Source organism: Klebsiella sp. RCJ4 (genome assembly GCF_009025755.1).
Classification (GTDB): Bacteria; Pseudomonadota; Gammaproteobacteria; order Enterobacterales; family Enterobacteriaceae; genus Klebsiella; species Klebsiella michiganensis.
This window is the reverse complement of record NZ_WCIN01000040.1, coordinates 164,321-187,930: the sequence shown is the minus strand read 5'-3', so window position 1 is coordinate 187,930 and position 23,610 is coordinate 164,321. Positions and strand designations below refer to the sequence as shown.

The following is a 23,610-nucleotide window of genomic DNA, read 5'->3' as shown; positions in this document are numbered from 1 at the left end:
TAAAGCGCACCAATTTGGGGCAAGTCGATTCACGCGATACTAACGCGCCGCCAGCCACGCTGCGTAGCGCTCGGGCCACTCGACGCTGGGCGTACCGACCCGGCCCAGCGCAAAACCGTGACCGCCGCTGGCGTAACGATACAGGGTGACCGGGACCTGATGCTGACGGCAGGCGGCGGCCATTATCAACGTATTGTGCGGATCGGAGACATTATCGTCCTCCGCCTGAACCAGAAAACAGGGCGGCGTCCGCCCGCTGACCCAGGTTTGTACCGACCAGGCGCGATCGACCTCCTCCGCGGCGTGAGGCCCGGCGAGGAGCCGATGGGTGGCGGTATGGGTGTACGGAGGTTCGAGGGAAATCACCGGATAAATCAGCGCGGCGCCGTCGGCCCGGGGCGGGGTGTCGTCCACGCCGTCGATCGGCGGGTAAGAGGCATAATCAGCGCGACAGGCAGCCATTCCCGACAAATGTCCGCCGGCGGAAAACCCCAGAAGGCTGACTTTGGCTTCCCGCTGACGAATCAGGCGCAGCGCCCGCTGAGCGTCCTGCAGCGGAGCAAGGCCGCCCGCTTGCCACCCCTCCCCGGGAAGACGATAGGTCAGCACGTACGCGGTATAGCCGCGCATCGTTAGCCAGCGCGCGGCGGGCCAGGCCTCCTTCGCCATTTCAATGCGTCGATAGCCGCCGCCGGCAGCAATTAATACGCCGTGGCCGCGTGGCGCTGCGGGACGCCATACCGTCAGTTCAGGCTGGGCGATATGGCTTAGCGCGCCGCGTGCCGATAAGCGGACGGGGCCGTCCGGTCCGCCGCCGCCGGGAGGCACGCCAGGCCACAGGCGGATCGTTTGCTGGCTTTCAGCGGCGCGAAGACGACCGCCCGCCAGCAGCGCGGCGGCGCTTAAAAACAAAAAATGGCGTCGGTTCATCGGCGGCTCCTGAGACGGAAATTAGTCATTAACGAGCTTGAGTTCCAGCCAGTCCACCACCAGACCCGGCTTGATAAAATCAAAGCCTACACGATATTTCCCCGACTGTAGCTCAATCCGACACAGCTTCTGCACAATCTCACGACCGAGCGTACCGTTGGTCTGGATCGTCGCCACAAATTGTTCATTAAGCAGCAGGTTGCAGGCGGTTTGTGCGAGCGGCGCACCGTTAGCGTGAACGCTCACCAGCACGTCATAAACCGCTGTTCGCTCAACGCTCAGCACCAGCTCCTCGTCGTAGCGCAGCCGCGACTGCTCGGCGATTTTAATTGCGCCAGGACAGGCCCCATCGCACGCTGGATCCGCCGCCAGGCGAATAATCCCCGCCCGCGGCATCTCCCCGCGCTTAAAGACCTGCGTCTGCAGCATAAAGTCGAGGATGTTTATCGCGCAGCGCTGAAGCTCACCGAGCGTTAGCTCGCCTGTCGCCAGCGCCGCCAGGGTGTTATCTCCCCCTGCATTAACTTCCGCGCCGTTATTATTGACCACCATATAAAGGTCGTTCTGCGCGCGGATCATCGCCGCGGTGTTGTGAGTGCTCGCCGCGCCGCCATCGATGGGATCGTTCATCGTTGCCCACCAGTCGGTCATCACGATCCCGCGAAAGCCCCACTCCTCGCGCAGTACGGTGGTGGTGAGATCGTAGTTGGATGCGGCATGGTGGCCGTTGACCGGGTTATAAGCGGTCATTACCGCATTTGCGCCGCCGGATTTCACCGCATACTCAAAACCTTTGAGATAGATTTCACGCAGCGCGCGCTCTGACACCACCGAATCCGCTTTGGCTCTGGCGAACTCCTGATTGTTGCAGGCAAAGTGCTTGAGGGTGGCAATCCCGCCGCCGCTGCGAATGCCGCGAACCACCGCCGCCGCCATCATCCCGGTGAGCAGCGGATCTTCGGAAAAGTACTCAAAATTACGCCCGTTCAGCGGATGGCGCTGGATGTTCATCCCCGGCCCTAACAGCAGGTCGATACCGTTGCGCAGCAGCTCTTTGCCTTCCATCACGTATAAGCGTTCCACGAGGATCGGGTCCCAGCTGGAGGCCAATAATGTTCCGCTGGGAAGCAAAGTGGCCTTTGCGCCGTTATCCATGCGAATCCCGGATGGGCCGTCGGCGGTCGATGCCAGAGGAATACCTTTTTCCAGCAGGCTGTCGGCCACGCCGCCAAAAGCCGATGCGACGCCGGGCGTCACTTTGTGGCTACACATGCCTTCTCCGCGCACCAGGCAGGCCAGCTCCTCAACAGACAGCTGAGCAACAAAGGCGTTCATCGTGGTACGCCCTTCAGCCACGTCGTTGAGGGTCAGCCCCTGGTTGCCGGTAAGGGTGATAGCCTCTGGCAAACGCTCCTCAATGCGCGCGCGCAGATTAATCTCCCGCCGCGGCACGTCCTCCCACTCGATCTGATAGCGCCCATCATCGCCGTCCGCGACCGGTTTTATACGTACGAAAGGCACCGTCGGCGCCAGCACCTGCTGATGGCAGGAGAGGATCCGCAGCGTTTTCTGCGCGTACCCCGCCTCGCCGTCAACCGGCAGCGGCTGTAGATCGCGCACGCTGTTACCAAGCAGCAAACGATAAAGCCCTGGCTCCATTACATAACAGTGTGGATGTCCGGTCGCTCCGCTATCGTCCAGAGAAGCAAAGCGTTCCAGCGGAATTGATAACGTTAAGGTTTCGCTTTCCCCCGGTTGCAGCAGGCGAGTTTTAGCAAAAGCCACCAACACTTTGGCCGGTTTGCCGAGCGCGCCCTGCGGCGCCTGGAGGTAGATTTGCACCACTTCTTTGCCCGCGAAGCGCTCCCCGCGATTGGTCACGGTGACGGTCGCCTTGATCAGGTCGCCAAAGGTTTCCGCCCGCGCCGATTGCAGGGTGAAAGAGGTGTATGAGAGACCAAAGCCAAAGGGGAACTGCAGACGCTGCGGACAAAAGGTTTCGAAGTAGCGATAGCCGACGTAAATATCCTCCTGATAGAGGCTTTGCGCTTCCGTCCCCCAGCAGGGCGATGCCGGATGGTCGTCGAGAGAGATCGCGATGCTGCCTACCAGCTTGCCGGATGGCGTCACCTCACCATAGAGCAGCGAAGTGGCCGCCTGAGCGCCGTCGGCGCCGCCGTGCCAGACGTAGAGCAGCGCGCGAATGCGTTGACGCAGCCGCGGATCGTCAGCCCATGAGAGATCGATAAGCCCGGCGGTATTCAGCACCACCGCCACGTCATCAAATTCGCCGCAGACCTGATACAGCAGGTTCATTTCGTCGGCGGTGAGCCGATAGCCACCTTCCACGTCGGCGTTGTCCCGATCCTCTCCCGCGGTACGCCCAAAAACAATCACTGCCTGGCTGGAGAAAGCGCGCGCCTGACGAATCTGCTCATCGCTCAGCGGCATCTCCTGCTGGCACCAGGGTTCCGCTGCCCAGCCCCCTCCGCCGTTGTCGAAGGGGTGTTGTTCAACCCAGCGTTCGTAGAGTCCGGCCAGCTGCGTATTCAGCCTCATCCCGTTTCGCGCACGCATCGCCTGCAGCAAGGTTGTGCTGCTCACCACGTTAACAGCCCCACCGGAACCGGTACCGCTGCGATAGTAGTCAATCTGCGTTCGGCCAAATAACGATAGCGGCCGTTCGGGAGCGAGCGGCAACATTTGGCCATCGTTTCTCAACAGCACCGCGCCTTCGGCAGCGGCGGCGGCGGCAAATTCGGCAAACCCTTCCAGCGGCGTCCCCGCTTGACTGTCATACATGGTGTTGTCCTGTTAACTCATGCCCCGACAGGAGGCTTAATAGCATAATAAACAGAGCCCGCGAAATGCGGGCTCCGCTGTGCTCAGAAGAAATACTTGAAGCGCAGCCGGCCGCCGTAGCGGGAGTCTTCCTGGCCGTCGCCGTTGTTCGGGTGGGATTCAATCCAGGATGCGTAGGCGCCCAGATAGATGTTGAAGTTCTTCATATTCATCACGTTCGGAAACAGATACGACGCATGAATGGTGTGGATATCATATTTTCCCGGATCGGCGATCCAGCAGTTATCGTCGCAGTTAGCGATAAAGTTAGCGGTATTAAAGCTTTCAATCTTGTTATGCGCGTAAATGTAGCCCAGCTCAACACCGTGCCACAGGGAGTTCACCCCGGCGGTAAAGTCGGTTTCATCTTCGGCATCCATATAAGCGACGTTAAGGTTGGTCACCACGCCATCCAGCGGATCGGTTTTTTGCCCGTTCCACGTCATCGTATAGCCATAGCCGGTGCGGCTGGACTGGTCGACCCAGCGCCCTTTCGCATCGTGATAGCCATAGGCGTTATTCACCACGTTGCTCTCCATGGCGATGGCGGTGGAGAAGCGTCCGCTGTTCCACGCAATAACCGGGCGTAAATAGGCGACATTTTTCTCATTTTCCAGTTCAGTACCGTGATACTGCTGGTCCTGGAACAGCGTGCTGCCGTTTTCCAGCAGGGTATTGAGTTCGAAATACCAGTTATCAAGGGTTTTGCTCATCAGGAAGTTGCCGCCGCTGCTGCTGCGGCCGCGCCCTTCCTTCATCATGTAGATATAGCCGTAGCCGTCGCTGTAGAGATCGTTGGCGGTGTTCCCGGAGTATTCCACGAACGTATCCTGATTCAGCGGGAACATATCGTAGGCTTCGAAACGGCCGACCTTCACCTTCCAGTCGTTCTCCTGGCCAAAAAAGAATACCGCATCATCAAGATTCATTTTGCCGTTCAGGTCAGCCAGCGGCTGGACGGAAAAACCGGCAAAGCTGCGGTTATCCATTTTGCGCATACCGTCAAAACCTAGCAGCAGGCGGCCATTAATATCCCAGCGTTCGTTATTGCCCGGCGCCCAATCTTTATTCGCCGTGGTTTTTACCGAAGTCAGGCTACCGCTGCTGCTGGCGCCATCCATATTGAATTCCACATCGCCATAAAATTTGATATCCCCGTAGCCGGACAGCGTCAGTTTCGTCGGCTCCGCGCCCGGTGCGACGGGCTCGGCGGATTCCACTTTTACGGTTGGCGTACTTTTCGCCACAGCAGCCTGCTGCCGGGTTAAGGTCTGAATTTTCGCTTCCGCATCGGCCGCCCGTTGCTCAGCATTTATTAAGCGCTGTTCCAGCTGCGCTAAACGCTTTTCAATATCCGCAGGAGCATTATTTGTCGCTGCCCAAAGGCCAGAGGAGAACAGGCCACTAATAACCAGAGCTATATACTTTACTTTCATTATTAACATCCCTAATTACATTATTATTTGTTTCATCCAGGGTAAAACCAGGGCTATCCAGAGAAATAGTCTGTACAGCCCTTTAAATACGGTGTTGAATAATCAGGATTCAGCGAAGGTTCCGTGGTTTAAATCATCGACGATGCCGTTCATTCTCTTTTCCGTTAAGCCGTAGAATTTAATAGAGACGGCGGTAAGAACATAAAAAACAGAAGGAACCAGGGTGAACAACAGCACCACGCCCTGCACCGCTGAAGCTGGCTGCACCGCGGTGTTAGCGGCGTAATGGTAATAGGCCAATATCCAGCCGAGGATCGCCCCGCCAACGGCGACGCCCAGCTTGATAACAAAGATATTTGCCGCAACGTTCATACCGGTAATACGCCGCTGGGTTTTCCATTCGCCATAGTTATTCACGTCGGTAATCATCGACCACTGCAGCGCGCCGTTGCCGCCCTGAATAATAGAAATCAGAATATGCACGCCGAGCACCGCAATCCAGAATTGCACCGGAACGATAAAGCAGACCACGCCCAGCGCGGCGGTGAGCAGGTTAATCCAGAAAGAGAGTCGGACCTTACAAAAACGCGTCCCGAAGGGCTTGGCCAGCACCGAACCCAGCATGGAGGCAAACATCCCGCCGAGCATGAATATCGTTATCACGTCGGCGCCTTTATGCAGCACGCTATTCACATAGTAGACGACGGCGCCACCGCGAATCACTACGGCGACCAGCATCATAAAATTGTAAACGGAAAGAATACGCCACTGATCGTTACGAAAAAGTATTTTCACGTCCCGCGCTACGTTCAGGTTCTCTTCTTTAATCGGCTGCACGCGCTCTTTGGTGGTGGCGAAGCAGGTGATAAACATCAGGCAGCCGATAACGCCAAACAGGGCCATCGAGACCTGAATGCCGGTCGCGCGGTCGCCGGGATAGAGAAAGTCAGCCAGCGGTAAAATAAACGCGGTACCGAGCGCGCCGCCGATTGGGGTGATAGCGAAACGCCAGGACTGCAGCGAGAGGCTTTCGCGCGGATCGGAGGTCAGCGCCGCGCCCAGCGAGCAGTAAGGAATATTAATCGCCGTATACATCAGGGTCATAAATATATAAGCCGCCACGGCGTAGGCAATTTTTCCGGAGTCGGAGAAAGAGGGAATGGAATACACCAGCACGCAGCTCACCGCAAAGGGGACGCAGATCGCCAGCAGCCAGGGGCGGAAACGGCCCCAGCGGGTTGAGGTGGCGTCAGCAATCGCGCCCATAATCGGATCGGTAATCGCATCCAGCAGACGAACCAGCAAAAACATCGTCCCCATCACGGCGGGCGGCAGGCCATAAATATCGGTATAAAAATAAGCCAGAATAGCCACGGACGAGTCAAATACGATATGACTGGCCGCGTCCCCGAGGCTATAGCCTATTTTCTCTCTGACAGAAATTTTGTCGCCAGCAGACATACACCACTCCTTTATGCAAAATGAAACCGGTTTCTGTAATGTCTGCATTTTTTACTTATCCGCTATGCGGGCGCCATTATGTTTTTTAATTAATTATTTATGTTTTTTAATTTATGTGATCCTGTCAGCCTTCAGTCATATTAATCCCGGGAATTCTGTCTGACAGATCACAGGTTTTCATCCTTTGCGCAATTTTTAAAAGGCGATAAATATGACCATTATTGTCACAGATAAACATCAGTTCCGTTTTCTATTTACTGGCATCACTATTGAACGGTGTTTTTTATTTGCGCAAAAACATTCATAACACAAATAACATCATGCCAGTTTCATATGATTAAGATTATAATATTGTGCTTAGCGCAATAGTGCCGGTTGGCTGCCGGCCAGTGGGCGGTAAATACTCTGTTTTCACGTAAAATGTTACCTCGGACACGCGCAGCGGCGGATATTCGTCTAAGGTTTTCTGATGGCCGAATGCAGTGGCACATAGTCTGCAATGATAAGGAGAACAATCTATGACGAGTCCCGTTTCCCGTCGCCCCGCTACCCTGCCTTTTGCTCTTCGTCTGGCGCTAGGGGGCGCGTTTGTCGCCCTGGCGACGTTGACGGCTCAGGCTGAAGAAACCCGTCCCACCCCGCAATCACCCGATATCCTGCTCGGTCCGCTATTTAACGATGTGCAAAGCGCGAAACTTTTTTCTGACCAGAAAACGTTTGCTGACGCCATTCCGAACGGCGACCCGCTGATGATCCTTGCCGATTATCGTATGCAGAAAAGCCAGACCAGCTTTGATTTGCGGCACTTCGTCGAACTCAACTTTACCCTGCCTCGCGAAAACGACCAGTACGTTCCGCCAAAAGGACAAACGCTGCGCCAGCATATCAACGGATTATGGCCCGTACTGACCCGCAGTACCGTCGACGTCGAAAAATGGGATTCGCTGCTGCCGCTGCCAAAGCCCTACGTGGTGCCCGGCGGACGCTTTCGCGAAGTCTATTACTGGGACAGCTACTTCACCATGCTCGGCCTGGCTGAGAGCGGCCACTGGGATAAAATTGAAGATATGGTGACCAACTTCGCCGCGGAGATCGACGCCTGGGGCCATATTCCCAACGGCAACCGCACCTACTATCTGAGCCGCTCGCAGCCGCCGTTCTTCCCGTTTATGGTTGAACTGCTGGCCACGCACGAGGGCGATGAAGCGCTCAAAAAATGGCTGCCGCAAATGGAGAAAGAGTACCAGTACTGGATGGATGGCGCTGAGGCGCTTGAGCCCGGCAGCGCCAGTAAGCGCGTGGTGCGGATGGCCGACGGCGCCCTGCTCAACCGCTACTGGGACGATAACGACACGCCGCGTCCGGAATCCTGGCTGGACGACGTCACGACCGCCAAAAACAATCCCAACCGACCGGCCACGGAAATCTACCGCGATCTGCGCTCCGCCGCGGCATCCGGCTGGGACTTCAGCTCCCGCTGGATGGATAACCCGCAGCAGCTCGGCACCATCCGCACCACCTCGATTGTTCCGGTCGATCTGAACTCGCTGATGTTCCACATGGAAAAAGCCATCGCCCGCGCCAGTAAAGCGGCAGGGGATAGCGCTAAATCCGCGCAGTATGACGCCTTAGCCAACGCCCGTCAGAAAGCGCTGGAGAAATATCTGTGGAACGATAAAGAGGGCTGGTACGCCGATTACGATCTGAAAAGTCATAAGGTGCGCAATCAGCTGACCGCCGCGGCGCTGTTCCCGCTGTACGTTAACGCCGCGTCCAGCGAACGCGCCGCGAAGGTCGCCGCCGCCACCGAAGCGCGACTGCTCAAGCCCGGCGGCCTGACCACCACGACCGTCAATAGCGGCCAGCAGTGGGATGCGCCGAACGGCTGGGCGCCGCTGCAGTGGGTCGCCGCTGAAGGCCTGCAAAAGTATGGCCAGCAGAAAATCGCAATGGAGGTGAGCTGGCGGTTCCTCAGCAACGTTCAGCACACCTACAACAGCGAACAGAAGCTGGTGGAAAAATATGATGTCAGCTCGACCGGAACAGGCGGCGGTGGCGGAGAGTATCCGCTACAGGACGGCTTTGGCTGGACCAACGGCGTCACCCTGAAGATGCTGGACCTGGTGTGTCCGAAAGAGAAGCCGTGTGACTCCGTCCCCACCGCGCGACCGGCGGCAAATGACGACAACGGCAAAGCGGCGGACGTCTCGGCGCAGCCTGCCGCTCAGCAGCCGGCTGCGGTAGAGGAGAAAAAAGTCGCGCCGTAAACCTCCGCGCGGCGGGGGCCCGCCGCGCGTCTTTATCAATTTGCAGTTCCAGAATCGGCCGGGCCGACGGCTCCCCGGCAAGTTGAACCTGCGGGGAGCGCCCTTTACATGGCGTCCAGCGCCTTCTGCAGCTTCCAGATATAGCGCGGCGCCTGCGGTGCCGGATGCTTTTTCACCACGTGCTCAAAGAAATCATCGGCGTCCATATCGTTAATCTCTTCAATCGCATCCTGGCGATTGGACGAGAATGTCCGCAGCAGCGCGCCCGCGCCGTTGGCATAGGAGACCACCACCGCATAGCGCATCACCTGCGGGTCTTTAATCCCCGCCAGCGGACCGTTTTCGAGGATGCTGAGGTAGGCCGCCCCCATCGAAATATTGCGCTCGGGATTCTTCAGCTCGCTCACCGAAGGATCCCCGCTCCAGCCCATCCGCCGGTAAACATCGCGACCGGAGGTCGAGGGCTTCAGCTGCATCAGGCCAACCGCGCCGGATTTGCTGACCACCGTCGGGTTACCGCCGGACTCAATGGCGATGATGGCGGTAATCAGCTGGGGATCGACGCCCCACGCCGCACCGGCTTTTTCGCTGATTGGCATCCACTGCATCGCCCGCTTAACCGGGACTTCCGGGTTCCACGGCGGGTTACGATAATCGTGTTTTGAACTACAACCGGCCAACAATACACATAAAAAAACACACCATCTCAATTTCACACATCTATCCTTATTGGCTGAAGTTTGCCGCACGGAGATGACAATAAACGCTCCAGGCGGCATGATAACCCTTTCATTCTTAGCAAGGAATTGTCATGTCTCAGTTTTATCTCGTCGCCCCTTCCGGTTACTGCATCAACCAGGAAGCGGCGTATCGCGGCGTGCAGCGTCTGCAGGAGGCCGGGCACCAGGTCGCACACCAGGAAGTCATTCCCCGCCGGGCGCTGCGCTTTGCCGGAACTGAGAATGAACGCCTTGCCGATATCAACCAGCTCGCCGCCCTCGCCGGTAAAAACCGCATCGTGCTGGCGGTACGCGGCGGCTACGGCGCGACTCGCCTGCTGCCGCAGATTGACTGGCAGGCGCTGATCGCCCGCCAGCAGCAGGATCCGCTGCTTATTTGCGGCCACAGCGATTTCACCGCCATCCAGCTGGGGCTGCTGGCAAAGGGTAGCATAATCACTTTTAGCGGGCCGATGCTGGCGGGAAACTTCGGCGCTGAAACGCTGAACGAATTTACCGAGCACCATTTCTGGCAGGCGCTGCGCAACCCGGCGTTTACGCTCGAATGGCACGGTGAAGGCCCGGACTGTCGCGCCGACGGCACGCTGTGGGGCGGCAACCTGGCGATGCTGACCTCGCTTATCGGCACCCCGTGGATGCCGCAGATTAGCGACGGAATTCTGGTGGTGGAAGATATTAACGAACACCCGTTCCGCGTCGAACGCATGCTATTACAGCTGCTCAACAGCGGTATTCTCGCGCGCCAGCGGGCGATTATCCTCGGCAGTTTTACCGGCGCAAACGCCAACGACTACGATGCCGGATACGATCTGCCTATGGTATACGACTACCTTCGCCAGCAGCTTAACATTCCGGTCATCAGCGGCCTGGATTTCGGTCACGAGCAGCGTACGGTCACCCTGCCGCTTGGCGCCAGAGCATTGCTGGTCAACAACGCATCCATCACCACGTTAAGCATCAGCGGCCACCCGGTTCTGGCGGAATAAAAATTCCTCTAACGCATATCCCGATCGGCGTCAGATTGTTAAAATGGTGTAGTTTTTAATTTATCTTCACGCCGGTAAGGAGTACGTCAACATTGGACGCCGCTGCGGTCATCAGTCTGTTTATCCTGGGTTCTGTTTTAGTAACCTGTAGTATTTTATTAAGTTCCTTTTCCTCACGCCTCGGCATCCCGATTCTGGTTATCTTCCTGGCGATTGGGATGCTGGCGGGCATTGACGGTATCGGCGGCATTCCGTTTGACAACTACCCTTTCGCCTACATGGTGAGCAACCTGGCGCTGGCGGTTATCCTGCTTGACGGCGGGATGCGCACTCAGGCCAGCTCTTTTCGCGTGGCGCTGTGGCCCGCCCTCTCGCTCGCCACGGTCGGGGTGCTAATCACCTCGGCCCTGACCGGACTGATGGCGGCCTGGCTGTTTCATCTCAACCTGATTGAAGGGCTGCTGATCGGCGCTATCGTCGGCTCAACCGATGCCGCGGCGGTGTTCTCACTCCTCGGCGGTAAAGGGCTGAACGAACGCGTCGGCTCGACGCTGGAAATTGAATCCGGCAGCAACGATCCGATGGCGGTGTTCCTGACCATTACCCTTATCGAGATGATTCAGCAGCACGAGACCGGCCTGAGCTGGATGTTCGCGGTGCATATCGTGCAGCAGTTCGGGTTGGGTATCGCTATCGGCCTCGGCGGCGGCTATCTGCTGCTGCAGATGATTAATCGCATTGTGCTGCCGGCCGGGCTTTATCCTCTGCTGGCGCTGAGCGGCGGGATCATGATTTTCGCCGCCACCACCTCGCTGGACGGCAGCGGCATCCTCGCGGTCTACCTGTGCGGATTCCTGCTCGGCAACCGGCCGATTCGCAACCGCCACGGTATCCTGCAAAACTTCGACGGCCTGGCGTGGCTGGCGCAGATCGCCATGTTCCTGGTGCTCGGCCTGCTGGTCACCCCGTCCGACCTGTGGCCTATCGCCATCCCGGCGCTCATTCTGTCGATGTGGATGATCTTTATCGCCCGTCCGCTGTCGGTGTTTGCCGGTCTGCTGCCGTTTCGCGGCTTCAACCTGCGCGAGCGGATATTTATCAGCTGGGTGGGCCTGCGCGGCGCGGTGCCGATTATTCTCGCCGTCTTCCCGATGATGGCGGGCCTGGAGAATGCGCGGTTGTTCTTTAACGTGGCCTTCTTCGTGGTGCTGGTCTCGCTGCTTTTACAGGGGACCTCGCTCTCCTGGGCGGCGAAGAAAGCCAAAGTGGTGGTGCCGCCGGTCGGCTCGCCCATCTCCCGCGTCGGGCTGGATATCCATCCGGAAAACCCGTGGGAGCAGTTCGTGTACCAGCTTAGCGCCGAAAAATGGTGCGTCGGCGCGGCGCTGCGCGACCTGCATATGCCGCCGGAGACGCGGATTGCCGCGCTGTTTCGCGACAACGTACTCCTGCACCCTACCGGCAGTACCCGGCTGCTGGAAGGCGATATTCTCTGCGTGATTGGCCGCGAACGTGACCTGCCCGCGCTGGGTAAACTGTTCAGCCAGTCGCCGCCGGTGGCGCTGGATCAGCGCTTCTTCGGTGATTTTATCCTCGATGCCAGCGCCAGATTTGCCGACGTCGCGCAGATTTACGGCATTGACGGGGGAGAAGAGTTTCGCGATCGCCAGCAGTCGCTGGGTGACGTCATACAGCACCTGTTAGGCGCCGCGCCGGTGGTCGGCGACCAGGTGGAATTTGCCGGGATGGTGTGGACGGTGGCGGAAAAGGAAGAGGATCACGTACTGCGGGTCGGCGTACGGATGGCGGAAGATGAGGCGGAGTGATCCGCCTCAGGCTAAGTTACACCGTCACAACCGGTACGCGCGGCGCGAGCGCGCACATTAATTCATATCCGACGGTGCCGCAGGCGGCCGCGACATCGTCAATTTTGATCTCTTTGCCCCACAGCTCAACCGGCGCGCCGATCCCTGCCTGCGGGCATGGGGTTAAATCCACGGCCAGCATATCCATTGAGATGCGCCCGACCGTCACGGTGCGTACGCCGTCAACCAGCACCGGCGTACCGCTCGGCGCCAGCCGCGGGTAACCATCGGCATAGCCGCAGGCAACGATGCCGATACGCCGCTCCTCCGCCGTGCGCCAGGTTGCGCCGTAGCCGACCGCTTCACCGGCTTTCAGGTTCTGTACGGCAATAATTTCGCTGCTTAGCGTCATCACCGGTTTCAGCCCGGTGTTGGCCACATCCTGCCACAGGCCTGAAGGCGAGGCGCCGTACAGCACGATCCCCGGCCTCACCCAGTTAAAATGCGACTCCGGATGCCACAAGGTTGCCGCCGAGTTCGCCAGCGAGCGCGGGCAATCCAGCCCTTCCGCCGCCTGCTCAATGCGCCGCATCGGCTCGACAATGCCGTCCGGGTTTTCCGCTTCGGCGAAATGCGACATTAACGTCATTTCGCTGACGTTACCGAGCGCTCGCAGCTGCTGCCAGACGATGTGCAAACGGTCCGGCATAAAACCCAGCCGATTCATCCCGCTATTCACCTTGACGTAAATATCGAGGGGCGCGTGCAGCTTCGCCTGCTGCAGCGCCTTGATTTGCCAGTTACTGTGCACGCTGGTAGTCAATCGGTATTTATCAAACAGCGCCAGCTCATCGGCATGGAAGAAACCTTCCAGCATCAGTATCGGCCCTTTCCAGCCGAGCTCGCGCAGCAGGATCGCCTCTTCAAGATTGAGCATCGCGAAACCGTCCGCGGCGCTCAGCGCGTTCCAGACCCTTGCCAGGCCGTGGCCATAAGCATTGGCTTTGACCACCGCCCACAGGCGCGAGCCGGGCGCCGCGCGGCGAACAATGTGTTGATTCTGGCGTAAGGCTGACATATCAATGCTGGCCTTTACAGGACGAGACATGAAAGCTCCTTGTTAATTGTGAACGCCATGCAGATGCTGAGCGCGGGCCGGCGTAAAGCCGCGGCCGTAGCGGGCGACGGCAAGATCGTCATACGGGATCGCCGGCGTACGCCCGGAGATCAGATCGCTGATCAGCTGGCCTGAACCGCAGGCCATGGTCCATCCCAGCGTGCCGTGGCCGGTGTTGAGCCACAGATTTTTATACGCCGTGCGGCCCACCACCGGCGTACCGTCCGGGGTCATCGGACGCAGTCCGGTCCAGAAGGTTGCCTGTTCAACGTGGCCGCCGCGCGGGAACAGATCGCGCACCACCATCTCCAGGGTTTCACGCCGCGGCTGCAGCAGTTCTTTATTAAATCCAACAATTTCCGCCATTCCGCCAACGCGAATACGCCTGTCGAAACGGGTGATGGCGATTTTGTAGGTTTCATCAAGGATAGTCGAAACCGGCGCGCCGTCTTCTTGCGCGATCGGAATCGTCAGCGAATAGCCTTTCAGCGGGTAGACCGGAATATCCACCAGCCCTTTCAGCATGGCCGTCGAATATGAACCGAATGCCATCACGTAAGCGTCGGCTTTGATGATTTCAGCGCCGCACTTCACGCCGGAGATGAGATCCCCTTCATAGAGCAGTTCATCCACCGGTGTATTAAAACGGAAAGTCACGCCCGCCTGTTCCGCCATCAGGGCCAGACGCGTGGTGAAAAGCTGGCAGTCGCCGGTTTCATCATTGGGTAAACGTAAACCGCCCGTCAGTTTATGGCTCACTTCCGCCAGCGCCGGTTCAACGTCCAGCAGGCGGTTTGCCTCCAGCAGCTGGTAAGGCACGCCCGCCTCCTGCAGTACCGCGATATCGCGGGTCGCGTTTTCGAACTGCTTGTCGGTGCGGAAAAGCTGCAGCGTGCCGCCCTGCCGGCCTTCATACTGGATACCGGTGCTCTCGCGCAGCGCCTTCAGGCAGTCGCGGCTGTACTCCGCCAGGCGCACCATACGTCCTTTGTTTTCCATATAGTGGCGAGTGTCGCAGTTGCGCAGCATCTGCCACATCCATTTCAGCTGGAACGGCGTGCCATCCAGCCCGATAGCCAGCGGCGCGTGGCGCTGGAACATCCACTTAATCGCCTTCAACGGTACGCCCGGCGCCGCCCACGGCGCAGCGTAGCCGGGAGAGATCTGCCCGGCGTTAGCGGCGCTGGTCTCTTCGGCCGGCCCCGGCTGACGATCGATAACCGTCACTTCATGTCCTGCCTGGCTTAAGTACCAGGCGCTAGCGACTCCAACTACCCCACTTCCCAGTATGACGACGCGCATAGCGGCTCCGTAATCGTTAAAGAACAATCATCTGATTACAAATTGATAACTCAGATGAAAATATTATTCAACAAACGCTTTATTTATGGTGACTTATCTCACAGGGTTCTGCGCCAGCTCTGCCCCCGTCGGTTTACCATCTCCTGCTGCGCCTCATTTTTCTACAGAATAAAATCCTGTTTAAACCGCAAAACAACGCCTATAAGATTGTGAAATCGCGAAGAAAAGAAAATGTGGATGCACGCAGTTTGCGACGCCGTGTTCTATGCTTGTTAAGAGGTTTTCCGTACAGAGAGAACCATCAACAACGAGGGCGCGCTAATGGCTACGATTGATTCCATGAACAAGGACACAACCCGTTTAAGCGATGGACCCGACTGGACTTTTGAGCTGCTGGAAACCTATCTGGCAGAAGTCGATCGGGTGGCAAAGCTGTATCGTCTTGACACCTATCCGCACCAAATCGAAGTCATTACTTCCGAACAGATGATGGATGCCTACTCCAGCGTCGGGATGCCGATTAACTATCCGCACTGGTCGTTTGGTAAAAAATTCATTGAGACCGAACAGGCCTATAAGCACGGGCAACAGGGGCTGGCCTATGAAATCGTCATTAACTCCAACCCCTGTATCGCCTATTTGATGGAAGAGAACACCATCACCATGCAGGCGCTGGTGATGGCGCACGCCTGCTACGGGCACAACTCGTTTTTCAAAAATAACTACCTCTTTCGCAGCTGGACCGACGCCAGCTCCATCATCGACTATCTCATCTTCGCGCGTAAATACATCACCGAATGTGAAGAGCGCTACGGCGTTGATGAAGTCGAGAAGCTGCTCGACTCCTGCCACGCCTTGATGAACTACGGCGTTGACCGCTATAAACGCCCGCAGAAAATCTCGCTGCAGGAGGAAAAGGCGCGGCAAAAAAGCCGGGAAGAGTATCTGCAAAGCCAGGTGAATATGCTGTGGCGCACCCTGCCGAAGCGCGAAGAGGAAAAGACCATTGAAGCGGCGCGCCGCTATCCCTCTGAGCCGCAGGAAAACCTGCTCTACTTTATGGAGAAAAACGCGCCCCTGCTGGAGCCATGGCAGCGTGAGATCCTGCGTATCGTGCGTAAGGTCAGCCAGTATTTTTATCCACAGAAGCAGACTCAGGTGATGAACGAAGGCTGGGCGACCTTCTGGCACTACACCATCCTGAATCATCTTTATGATGAAGGAAAAGTCACCGAGCGCTTTATGCTGGAGTTTCTGCACAGCCACACCAACGTGGTGTTCCAGCCGCCCTATAACAGCCAGTGGTACAGCGGCATTAACCCCTACGCGCTGGGTTTTGCCATGTTCCAGGATATCAAACGTATTTGTCAGTCGCCGACGGAAGAGGACAGGTACTGGTTCCCGGATATTGCCGGATCCGACTGGCTCGAAACCCTGCACTTCGCCATGCGCGACTTCAAGGATGAAAGCTTTATCAGCCAGTTCCTGTCGCCGAAAATCATGCGCGATTTCCGCTTCTTTACCGTGCTCGATGACGATCACAACAACTATCTGGAAATATCCGCCATTCATAATGAAGAGGGATATCGTGAGATTCGTTCGAAGCTTTCAGCGCAGTACAACCTGAGCAACCTCGAGCCGAACATTCAGGTATGGAATGTGGATCTGCGCGGCGACCGTTCGCTCACCCTGCGCTACGTGCCGCACAACCGCGTGCCGCTGGATAAAGGCCGCCGCGAGGTGCTGAAGCACGTCCACCGCCTGTGGGGATTTGACGTTCTTCTGGAGCAGCAAAACGCCGATGGTAGCGTTGAGCTGCTGGAACGCACGCCACCGCGGCCCAATCCGCTGTAGCGCGTAAAAAAGCAAAACGCCCGGTGACAGCACCGGGCGTTGTTTATTCGTGGGCGGGGTCTAGCGCATATTAATCGCCAGGTCACCCGGCAAATTCTTCTGCATACGATGCCAAATCTCCCCGCTGTCATGCCCGTAGCGGCGAACGATTTCATAAACCTGTTCATGAAGCCCTTCTTCACATACTTTCGCCAGCTGATGATAGAAGCCGAGCGCCAGGCTACGCGCTTCCGGGTTGGCAAAATAGTGACGACCTATGCGGGTGTACAGACCTTTCATCCCGTTGAGGATCAGGCCGTAGATGGGGTTACCTGAAGCAAAGGCCAGACCGCGGAAGATATTATAATCCAGCTCGGCAAACGCATCGGCGTGGTCTTCAATTTCACGCGCGCTCGCCAGAACCTCCAGCGCCTTATCCGGGTGCTGACGGAAAGCGGTGCGGATAAAAATAGTCGAAATATTGGTACGCACGGACAGCAGATTATCAATCAGCTGCGGAACGCTGTCGTGATCGAGACGCGCGAGGGTTTCGAGAATATTCAGACCTGACGTTTCCCAGAAGTTGTTCACCCTGGTAGGCTTACCGTGCTGAATAGTTAACCAGCCATCGCGGGCCAGACGCTGCAACACTTCACGTAAGGTTGTACGGGTAACACCAATCAGTTCAGAAAGTTCACGTTCAGCGGGAAGAATTGAACCAGGAGGGAAGCGGTTATTCCAGATACTTTCAATGATGTACTCTTCAGCGAAACCCGCAGGGCTTTGCGCCTTAATGACCATAATAAGATTTCCATTACACAGCGTTGCTATTCGACTCATCATACCAGAGCGACCATAAGGCAGATAGCGCCAGAAAGTAATTAAAAAGGGATCGCCGTTTCATTTTCAACTTTTCATTTCACACTTTCTGTGGCTAAAGAACGTGATGCGAAGAAAGTTGCGTCTCGTTTTGCGCAACTGGTAATCTTGCGTATAGTTACGCATAAAATCATGTTTCAGAATTTGACGGAGAAAGGATGTCTGTCGTGGAAATGTCGTATGGCCGCGCCCTGTGGCGCAACTTTCTTGGTCAGTCCCCGGACTGGTACAAACTCACTCTCATCATTTTCTTGATCGTTAATCCGCTGGTCTTTTATCTTCATCCGTTTATTGCCGGATGGCTGCTGGTTATCGAATTTATCTTCACCCTGGCGATGGCGCTTAAATGTTATCCGCTGCTGCCGGGCGGCCTGCTGGCTATTGAAGCGGTATTTATCGGTATGACCACGCCCGGGCATATTCGCGAAGAAGTGGCCAGTAATCTTGAAGTCCTGCTGCTGCTGATGTTTATGGTGGCGGGTATCTACTTCATGAAGCAGCTGCTGCTGTTCATCTTCACCCGTTTGCTGCTCGGCATTCGCAGCAAGATGCTGCTGTCGCTGGCGTTTTGCATCGCGTCCGCTTTCCTCTCCGCCTTCCTCGACGCGTTGACCGTTGTCGCCGTCGTGATCAGCGTAGCCGTTGGCTTCTACGGTATTTATCACAAAGCCGCTTCGGCGCGGCCGGACGATGACAACATGCTCGACGACAGCCATATCGAGCAGCACTATCGCGATGTTCTGGAGCAGTTTCGCGGCTTCTTGCGCAGCCTGATGATGCACGCCGGGGTCGGCACCGCGCTCGGCGGCGTAATGACGATGGTCGGCGAGCCGCAGAACCTGATTATCGCCAAAGCCGCGGGCTGGCACTTCGGTGAATTCTTCATGCGCATGCTGCCGGTAAGCTTACCGGTGCTGGTATGCGGCCTGCTCACCTGCCTGCTGCTGGAGAAATTCCGCCTGTTTGGCTACGGCGAACCGCTGCCGCCAACGGTGCGCAAAGTGCTGCAGGAGTTTGACGATCGTAGCCGTCAGAGCCGCAGCCGCCAGGATCGCCTGCGCCTTATCGCCCAGGGGATTATCGGCGTCTGGCTGATCGTCGCGCTGGCGCTGCATCTGGCGGAAGTCGGCCTGATTGGCCTGTCGGTCATCGTTCTGGCAACGACTTTTTCCGGCGTCACCGACGAACACGCCATCGGCAAAGCGTTTACCGAAGCGCTGCCGTTTACCGCGCTGCTGACGGTCTTTTTTGCCGTCGTGGCGGTGATCATCGATCAGCACCTGTTTGCCCCGGTGATCGAATTTGTTCTCCAGGCCTCGCCGCACGCCCAGCTGTCGCTGTTCTATCTGTTTAACGGCCTGCTATCATCGATTTCGGATAACGTCTTCGTCGGCACCGTGTACATCAACGAAGTGAAGACGGCCCTGGAGCATGGGACGATCGGCCTGCCGCAGTTTGAGCTGCTGGCGGTGGCCATTAATACCGGTACTAACCTGCCATCCGTCGCCACGCCGAACGGTCAGGCCGCGTTTCTGTTCCTGCTCACCTCCGCGCTGGCCCCGCTGATTCGCCTCTCCTATGGCCGTATGGTGTGGATGGCGCTGCCGTATACTCTCGTCCTGACCCTGGTGGGCCTGGCGTGCGTCGAGTTTACCTTGATGCCAGCGACCCAGTGGATGCTGGAGCAGGGTTGGCTGGTGACGCCTCAGCTGCTGAAATAAAAAGCAATGCCCGGATCAAAAATCCGGGTATTCCATATTCGCTTACGTAATATTTTCAGACTAGCTGCTGGCGTCGCATCGGTTTTCGTTTACACTGCCATGATTTAGCATGTTCCAGGGAAATGATTATGTTGCGATATTTAAACCAGTGCTCAAGGGGACGCGGTGCCTGGCTCCTGATGGCGCTTACCGCGTTTGTTCTTGAATTGGTTGCTTTGTGGTTCCAGCACGTCATGCTGCTGCAACCCTGCGTACTCTGTATTTACGAACGCTGCGCGCTTTTTGGCATTATGGGTGCCGGTATTGTCGGCGCCATTGCGCCAAAATCGCCTCTGCGCTATGTGGCGATTATTATCTGGCTCTACAGCGCCCTGCGCGGACTGCAGCTGGCATGGGAACACACCATGATTCAGCTTCACCCATCCCCCTTCCAGACCTGCGATTTCGCCGCTCGTTTCCCCACGTGGCTGCCGCTGGATAAATGGCTGCCTCAGGTATTTGTCGCCACCGGTGACTGCTCCGTACGCCAGTGGGAATTCCTGACGCTGGAAATGCCGCAGTGGCTGGTCGGGATCTTCGCCGCCTATCTGGTTGTCGGCGCGCTGGTGCTTATCGCACAGCCGTTTAAACCTAAAAAGCGCGATCTGTTTGGCCGCTAAGAACGATTGCTGATAAAGCGCTCCTCCGGGAGCGTTTTTTTTGCCTGCACGTTGACGTCGGTCACATAAAGTTGCATATTAAATGCAACTTATCGATGTTAACTAAGGAGCACATGATGTCTCATTTGCGTATTCCCGCTAGCTGGAAGGTAAAACGCTCCACCCCATTCTTTACCAAACAGAACGTCCCTGCCGCTCTGCTGACGCACCACAACACCGCTGCGGGTGTTTTCGGCCAGCTTTGCGTGATGGAAGGTACGGTAACCTATTATGGTTTCGCCGACGAACAGGCGACAGAGCCTGAAGCAAAGGTCGTTATCAACGCCGGACAGTTCGCGACCAGCCCGCCGCAGTACTGGCACCGCATTGAGCTTAGCGACGACGCGCAGTTCAATATTAACTTTTGGGTTGCAGATGACGCCGACGGTGAAAGCGGGCTATTTCACGCGAAGAAAGGCTAACTGAGCGCCTACTGCGCCCAGTCTGGTTTGTTCAGGATATGATCCTGCCAGTCAACCACCGTGGATTCTTTCACAGCAATATGGCGAACCGAGATGCGTTCGCCATGCATCGCCGCCTTCGAACCGGTTAACAGCGGGTGCCAGTGCGGCAGCGGTTGACCTTCCGCCAGCAGACGATAGGCGCAGGTCGGCGGCAGCCATTCAAACGTAGGCAGGTTGTCGCGGGTGAGCTTAATGCAGTCCGGTTCATATTCGAAACGGCGCTCATAGTTACGGCACTGGCAGGTTTTGATATTAAGCTGACGGCAGGCGACGTTGGTGAAGTAGATTTCGTCGGTATCCTCATCCATCAGCTTATGCAGGCAGCACTGTCCGCAGCCGTCGCAAAGTGATTCCCACTCCGCATCGCTCATTTCATCCAGTGTTTTGTGTTGCCAGAAAGGTTGTTCGCTCATTGGGATGTCCGTCATTGCAGTTCAGGGTGCACCTTATAACCAGTCTGGCACGCCGATGCAAGTTTTGCCGCCCGGAGAAGGCGGCAAGCGGTCGTTACAGCACGCGGGTGATCAGCGAAAACCCGTTAAAACCGACTTCCAGCTCGTCGCCGCTGGAGAGCGGCCCCACGCCTTCCGGGGTGCCGGTCAGCACCACATCTCCAGCTTTCAGAGTGAAGAAGCGCGACATATAGGCGATCAGCGGCACAATTTTATGAATCATGTCGGCCGTCGTGCCCTGCTGGCGCACCTCGCCGTTTACCTTCAGGCTCAGCGGCGTATTCTGCGCGTCGCCGTGAAATTCGCCGGCGGGAATAAACCCCGAAATCGGGCAGGAGTTATCAAAGCCTTTCGCCTTTTCCCACGGCTGCCCGGCTTTTTTCATTTTGCCCTGCAGATCGCGCAGAGTGAGGTCCAGCGCCACGCCATAGCCGGCGATGGCTTTGTGCACATGATCGTCCGTCGCCTGACGCAGCGTGCCGCCAATCAGCACCGCCAGCTCAACCTCGTGGTGCACCGACCCCAGCCCCTCAGGAAGCACCAACGGCTGGCGGATGTCGCATAGCGCCGTCTCAGGTTTAATAAACAGCACCGGCTCTTCCGGCGTCGCACTGCCCATCTCCTTGATGTGTTTTGCGTAGTTGCTGCCCACGCACACCACTTTGCTTACCGGATAATCCAGTAGCGCACCCTGCCAGTTATGATGTTGGTACATTGTTTTCCCTCTGTGGGTTAATCAGATTTATTCCCCTGTTCCGCCAGGTGTTTCTTGAGTAAATTTTCAGACGGAGGAGGGAGCTGAAGGTAATAGCCCTGATCGGCCAGCGCCTGTTTCACTTTATCCAAATCGGCGTGGATGAGTTTTTTTCGCCCATCGAGCGGTAAAATCATTGCCAGTTTGGGCGTACCGAAGCTATACATTAATTCGTCAGGAACGCGGGAGAAATCGTCCTTTTTTTCGACATATAAATAGGTTTGCTCACGTTTAGTACTTCGATAGATCACACAAAACATAGTTTTACTCGGAATTAGACCTGTGGTCACTTGCCTCTATATATGAGTGACTATAACATGCCTTTTAGTCTTCGGAATATCACCGCACTTCAGCGAGTGATAAACAGCAAATTGAGTAAGGCCAGGATGTCAAATACGCCAATCGAACTTAAGGGCAGTAGCTTCACCTTATCTGTGATTCATTTGCACGATGCAAATCCCGAGGTTATTCGTCAGGCGTTAGAAGACAAAATCGCCCAGGCTCCCGCCTTTTTACGTCATGCCCCCGTGGTGGTGAATATCAGCAGCATTGAAGATGACGTCGACTGGCGCCCTCTTCATGAGGCTATCGCGGCCACCGGTCTGCGTATTATGGGCGTAAGCGGATGTAAACTTCCTCGGCTGAAAACCGAAATTGACCGCGCCGGGATCCCTTTATTAACCGAAGGGAAAGAAAAAATTACCCGTCAGGCCGCGCCAGAACCCGTTGCCCCGCCGCCAGCTGTTAATCAGATCACAAAAACGCGCTTGATCGATCAGCCGGTACGTTCCGGTCAGCGTATTTATGCGCCACACTGTGATCTAATTGTTACAAACCATGTGAGTGCCGGGGCTGAACTTATTGCCGATGGTAATATCCATGTATATGGCATGATGCGGGGACGTGCGCTTGCCGGCGCCGGCGGCGACAGAGACGCCCAAATATTTTGCAGCAACCTCTCGGCGGAACTGGTTTCCATCGCCGGGGAATACTGGCTGAGTGATAACATTCCGGCCGAATTTTATGGCAAAGCGGCCCGTCTACGTTTAGACGACAGCGCTTTGACGATTCAATCGTTGAATTAATCCCTTTTTAACAAGGAATTTCTATGGCACGCATTATTGTTGTGACTTCGGGTAAAGGAGGCGTTGGCAAGACCACCTCCAGCGCGGCCATCGCTACTGGTTTGGCCCAGAAGGGAAAGAAAACGGTCGTTATCGACTTCGACATCGGCCTGCGTAACCTCGATCTAATCATGGGCTGTGAACGCCGGGTCGTTTATGACTTCGTCAACGTCATCCAGGGCGATGCCACGTTGAACCAGGCGCTGATTAAAGACAAGCGCACGGAGAACCTCTACATCCTTCCGGCCTCCCAGACGCGTGACAAAGACGCCCTGACCCGCGAAGGCGTAGACAAAGTTCTCGAAGAACTGAAAAAAATGGATTTTGATTTTATCGTCTGTGACTCCCCTGCAGGCATCGAAACCGGTGCGCTGATGGCGCTGTACTTCGCTGATGAAGCCATCATCACCACCAACCCGGAAGTCTCCTCCGTTCGCGACTCCGACCGTATCCTTGGCATCCTGGCCTCCAAATCCCGCCGCGCGGAAAGGGGCGAAGATCCGATTAAAGAGCATCTGCTGCTGACGCGCTATAACCCAGGCCGCGTGAACAAAGGTGACATGCTGAGCATGGAAGACGTGCTGGAAATTCTGCGCATCAATCTGGTGGGCGTGATTCCGGAAGATCAGTCCGTGCTGCGCGCGTCTAACCAGGGCGAACCGGTTATTCTGGATGACGCCTCGGATGCGGGTAAAGCCTATGCCGATACCGTTGAACGTCTGCTCGGAGAAGAACGCCCTTTCCGCTTCGTAGAAGAAGAGAAGAAAGGTTTCCTCAAACGCCTGTTCGGAGGATAAATT

Annotated in this window: 20 protein-coding genes; 9 read left to right on the top strand and 11 right to left on the bottom strand. The window is 56.6% G+C overall.

The annotated features are described in order from the left end of the window. Positions 1–39: 39 nt before the first annotated feature. From F8562_RS18045 to F8562_RS18030, 4 genes are all read right to left on the bottom strand, one after another. Positions 40–930: an alpha/beta hydrolase gene (locus F8562_RS18045; protein ID WP_014838793.1), complete on the bottom strand. Its 891-nt coding sequence runs from the start codon at positions 928–930 to the stop codon at positions 40–42. Positions 931–951: 21 nt separating this feature from the next. Further along, entirely contained in the window at positions 952–3,732 is a 2,781-nt protein-coding gene (locus F8562_RS18040; RefSeq protein ID WP_014838794.1) for a glycoside hydrolase family 3 protein, read from the bottom strand. 83 nt (positions 3,733–3,815) lie between these two features. Then, a complete protein-coding gene (locus F8562_RS18035) occupies positions 3,816–5,207 on the bottom strand; it encodes a carbohydrate porin (RefSeq protein ID WP_014229796.1) in 1,392 nt (463 codons plus the stop codon). A gap of 102 nt (positions 5,208–5,309) precedes the next feature. Next, complete coding sequence (locus F8562_RS18030; RefSeq protein WP_014838795.1) at positions 5,310–6,668, bottom strand: glycoside-pentoside-hexuronide (GPH):cation symporter; 1,359 nt, start codon at positions 6,666–6,668, stop codon at positions 5,310–5,312. Positions 6,669–7,186: 518 nt separating this feature from the next. On the opposite strand from F8562_RS18030, the gene F8562_RS18025 reads away from it, so the two are divergent. Then, the gene (locus F8562_RS18025) at positions 7,187–8,935 is read left to right on the top strand and encodes an alpha,alpha-trehalase (RefSeq protein WP_014229798.1); all 1,749 of its coding nucleotides are present in this window, start codon (positions 7,187–7,189) and stop codon (positions 8,933–8,935) included. Positions 8,936–9,039: 104 nt separating this feature from the next. Here F8562_RS18025 and emtA read toward each other — a convergent pair whose 3' ends face one another. After that, entirely contained in the window at positions 9,040–9,651 is a 612-nt protein-coding gene (emtA, locus tag F8562_RS18020) for a membrane-bound lytic murein transglycosylase EmtA (RefSeq protein ID WP_009651970.1), read from the bottom strand. Positions 9,652–9,746: 95 nt separating this feature from the next. Between emtA and ldcA the strand changes: the two genes are divergently transcribed. Then, the gene (gene ldcA / locus F8562_RS18015; RefSeq protein WP_014229799.1) at positions 9,747–10,661 is read left to right on the top strand and encodes a muramoyltetrapeptide carboxypeptidase; all 915 of its coding nucleotides are present in this window, start codon (positions 9,747–9,749) and stop codon (positions 10,659–10,661) included. 92 nt (positions 10,662–10,753) lie between these two features. Then, positions 10,754–12,487: a potassium/proton antiporter gene (locus F8562_RS18010; RefSeq protein WP_004851981.1), complete on the top strand. Its 1,734-nt coding sequence runs from the start codon at positions 10,754–10,756 to the stop codon at positions 12,485–12,487. 16 nt (positions 12,488–12,503) lie between these two features. On the opposite strand, the gene dadX is transcribed toward F8562_RS18010, so the two are convergent. Next, positions 12,504–13,574 (bottom strand): catabolic alanine racemase DadX, encoded by a 1,071-nt coding sequence (gene dadX / locus F8562_RS18005; RefSeq protein WP_014229800.1) that lies wholly within the window; start codon positions 13,572–13,574, stop codon positions 12,504–12,506. Between the two features lie 12 nt (positions 13,575–13,586). Continuing rightward, positions 13,587–14,885 carry a D-amino acid dehydrogenase gene (locus tag F8562_RS18000; RefSeq protein ID WP_014229801.1) on the bottom strand — a complete coding sequence of 433 codons (1,299 nt, stop codon included), beginning with the start codon at positions 14,883–14,885 and terminating at the stop codon, positions 13,587–13,589. 321 nt (positions 14,886–15,206) lie between these two features. Here F8562_RS18000 and F8562_RS17995 point away from each other — a divergent pair, with 321 nt between their 5' ends. Further along, the gene (locus F8562_RS17995; RefSeq protein WP_004138526.1) at positions 15,207–16,739 is read left to right on the top strand and encodes a SpoVR family protein; all 1,533 of its coding nucleotides are present in this window, start codon (positions 15,207–15,209) and stop codon (positions 16,737–16,739) included. Between the two features lie 60 nt (positions 16,740–16,799). Here the strand turns inward: F8562_RS17995 and fadR are convergent, their stop codons facing one another. Next, entirely contained in the window at positions 16,800–17,519 is a 720-nt protein-coding gene (fadR, locus tag F8562_RS17990) for a fatty acid metabolism transcriptional regulator FadR (protein ID WP_014229802.1), read from the bottom strand. 245 nt (positions 17,520–17,764) lie between these two features. On the opposite strand from fadR, the gene nhaB reads away from it, so the two are divergent. From nhaB to F8562_RS17975, 3 genes are all read left to right on the top strand, one after another. Beyond that, positions 17,765–19,318 (top strand): sodium/proton antiporter NhaB, encoded by a 1,554-nt coding sequence (gene nhaB, locus F8562_RS17985; protein ID WP_014838798.1) that lies wholly within the window; start codon positions 17,765–17,767, stop codon positions 19,316–19,318. A gap of 128 nt (positions 19,319–19,446) precedes the next feature. Then, on the top strand, positions 19,447–19,977 hold the full coding sequence (dsbB, locus tag F8562_RS17980) for a disulfide bond formation protein DsbB (RefSeq protein WP_014229804.1): 531 nt from the start codon (positions 19,447–19,449) through the stop codon (positions 19,975–19,977). A 116-nt stretch (positions 19,978–20,093) separates the two neighbouring features. Further along, a complete protein-coding gene (locus F8562_RS17975) occupies positions 20,094–20,438 on the top strand; it encodes a DUF1971 domain-containing protein (RefSeq protein WP_004103255.1) in 345 nt (114 codons plus the stop codon). An 8-nt stretch (positions 20,439–20,446) separates the two neighbouring features. On the opposite strand, the gene F8562_RS17970 is transcribed toward F8562_RS17975, so the two are convergent. From F8562_RS17970 to F8562_RS17960, 3 genes are all read right to left on the bottom strand, one after another. Next, positions 20,447–20,893, bottom strand: coding sequence for a YcgN family cysteine cluster protein (locus F8562_RS17970; protein ID WP_004851995.1), 447 nt, complete (start codon positions 20,891–20,893; stop codon positions 20,447–20,449). A 94-nt stretch (positions 20,894–20,987) separates the two neighbouring features. Continuing rightward, positions 20,988–21,647 carry a fumarylacetoacetate hydrolase family protein gene (locus tag F8562_RS17965; RefSeq protein WP_014838800.1) on the bottom strand — a complete coding sequence of 220 codons (660 nt, stop codon included), beginning with the start codon at positions 21,645–21,647 and terminating at the stop codon, positions 20,988–20,990. Between the two features lie 17 nt (positions 21,648–21,664). Continuing rightward, entirely contained in the window at positions 21,665–21,946 is a 282-nt protein-coding gene (locus tag F8562_RS17960; protein WP_004138522.1) for a YcgL domain-containing protein, read from the bottom strand. 126 nt (positions 21,947–22,072) lie between these two features. On the opposite strand from F8562_RS17960, the gene minC reads away from it, so the two are divergent. Continuing rightward, complete coding sequence (gene minC / locus F8562_RS17955) at positions 22,073–22,771, top strand: septum site-determining protein MinC (protein ID WP_004852000.1); 699 nt, start codon at positions 22,073–22,075, stop codon at positions 22,769–22,771. 23 nt (positions 22,772–22,794) lie between these two features. Further along, on the top strand, positions 22,795–23,607 hold the full coding sequence (minD, locus tag F8562_RS17950) for a septum site-determining protein MinD (protein WP_004103267.1): 813 nt from the start codon (positions 22,795–22,797) through the stop codon (positions 23,605–23,607). The last annotated feature ends 3 nt before the right edge of the window (positions 23,608–23,610 follow it).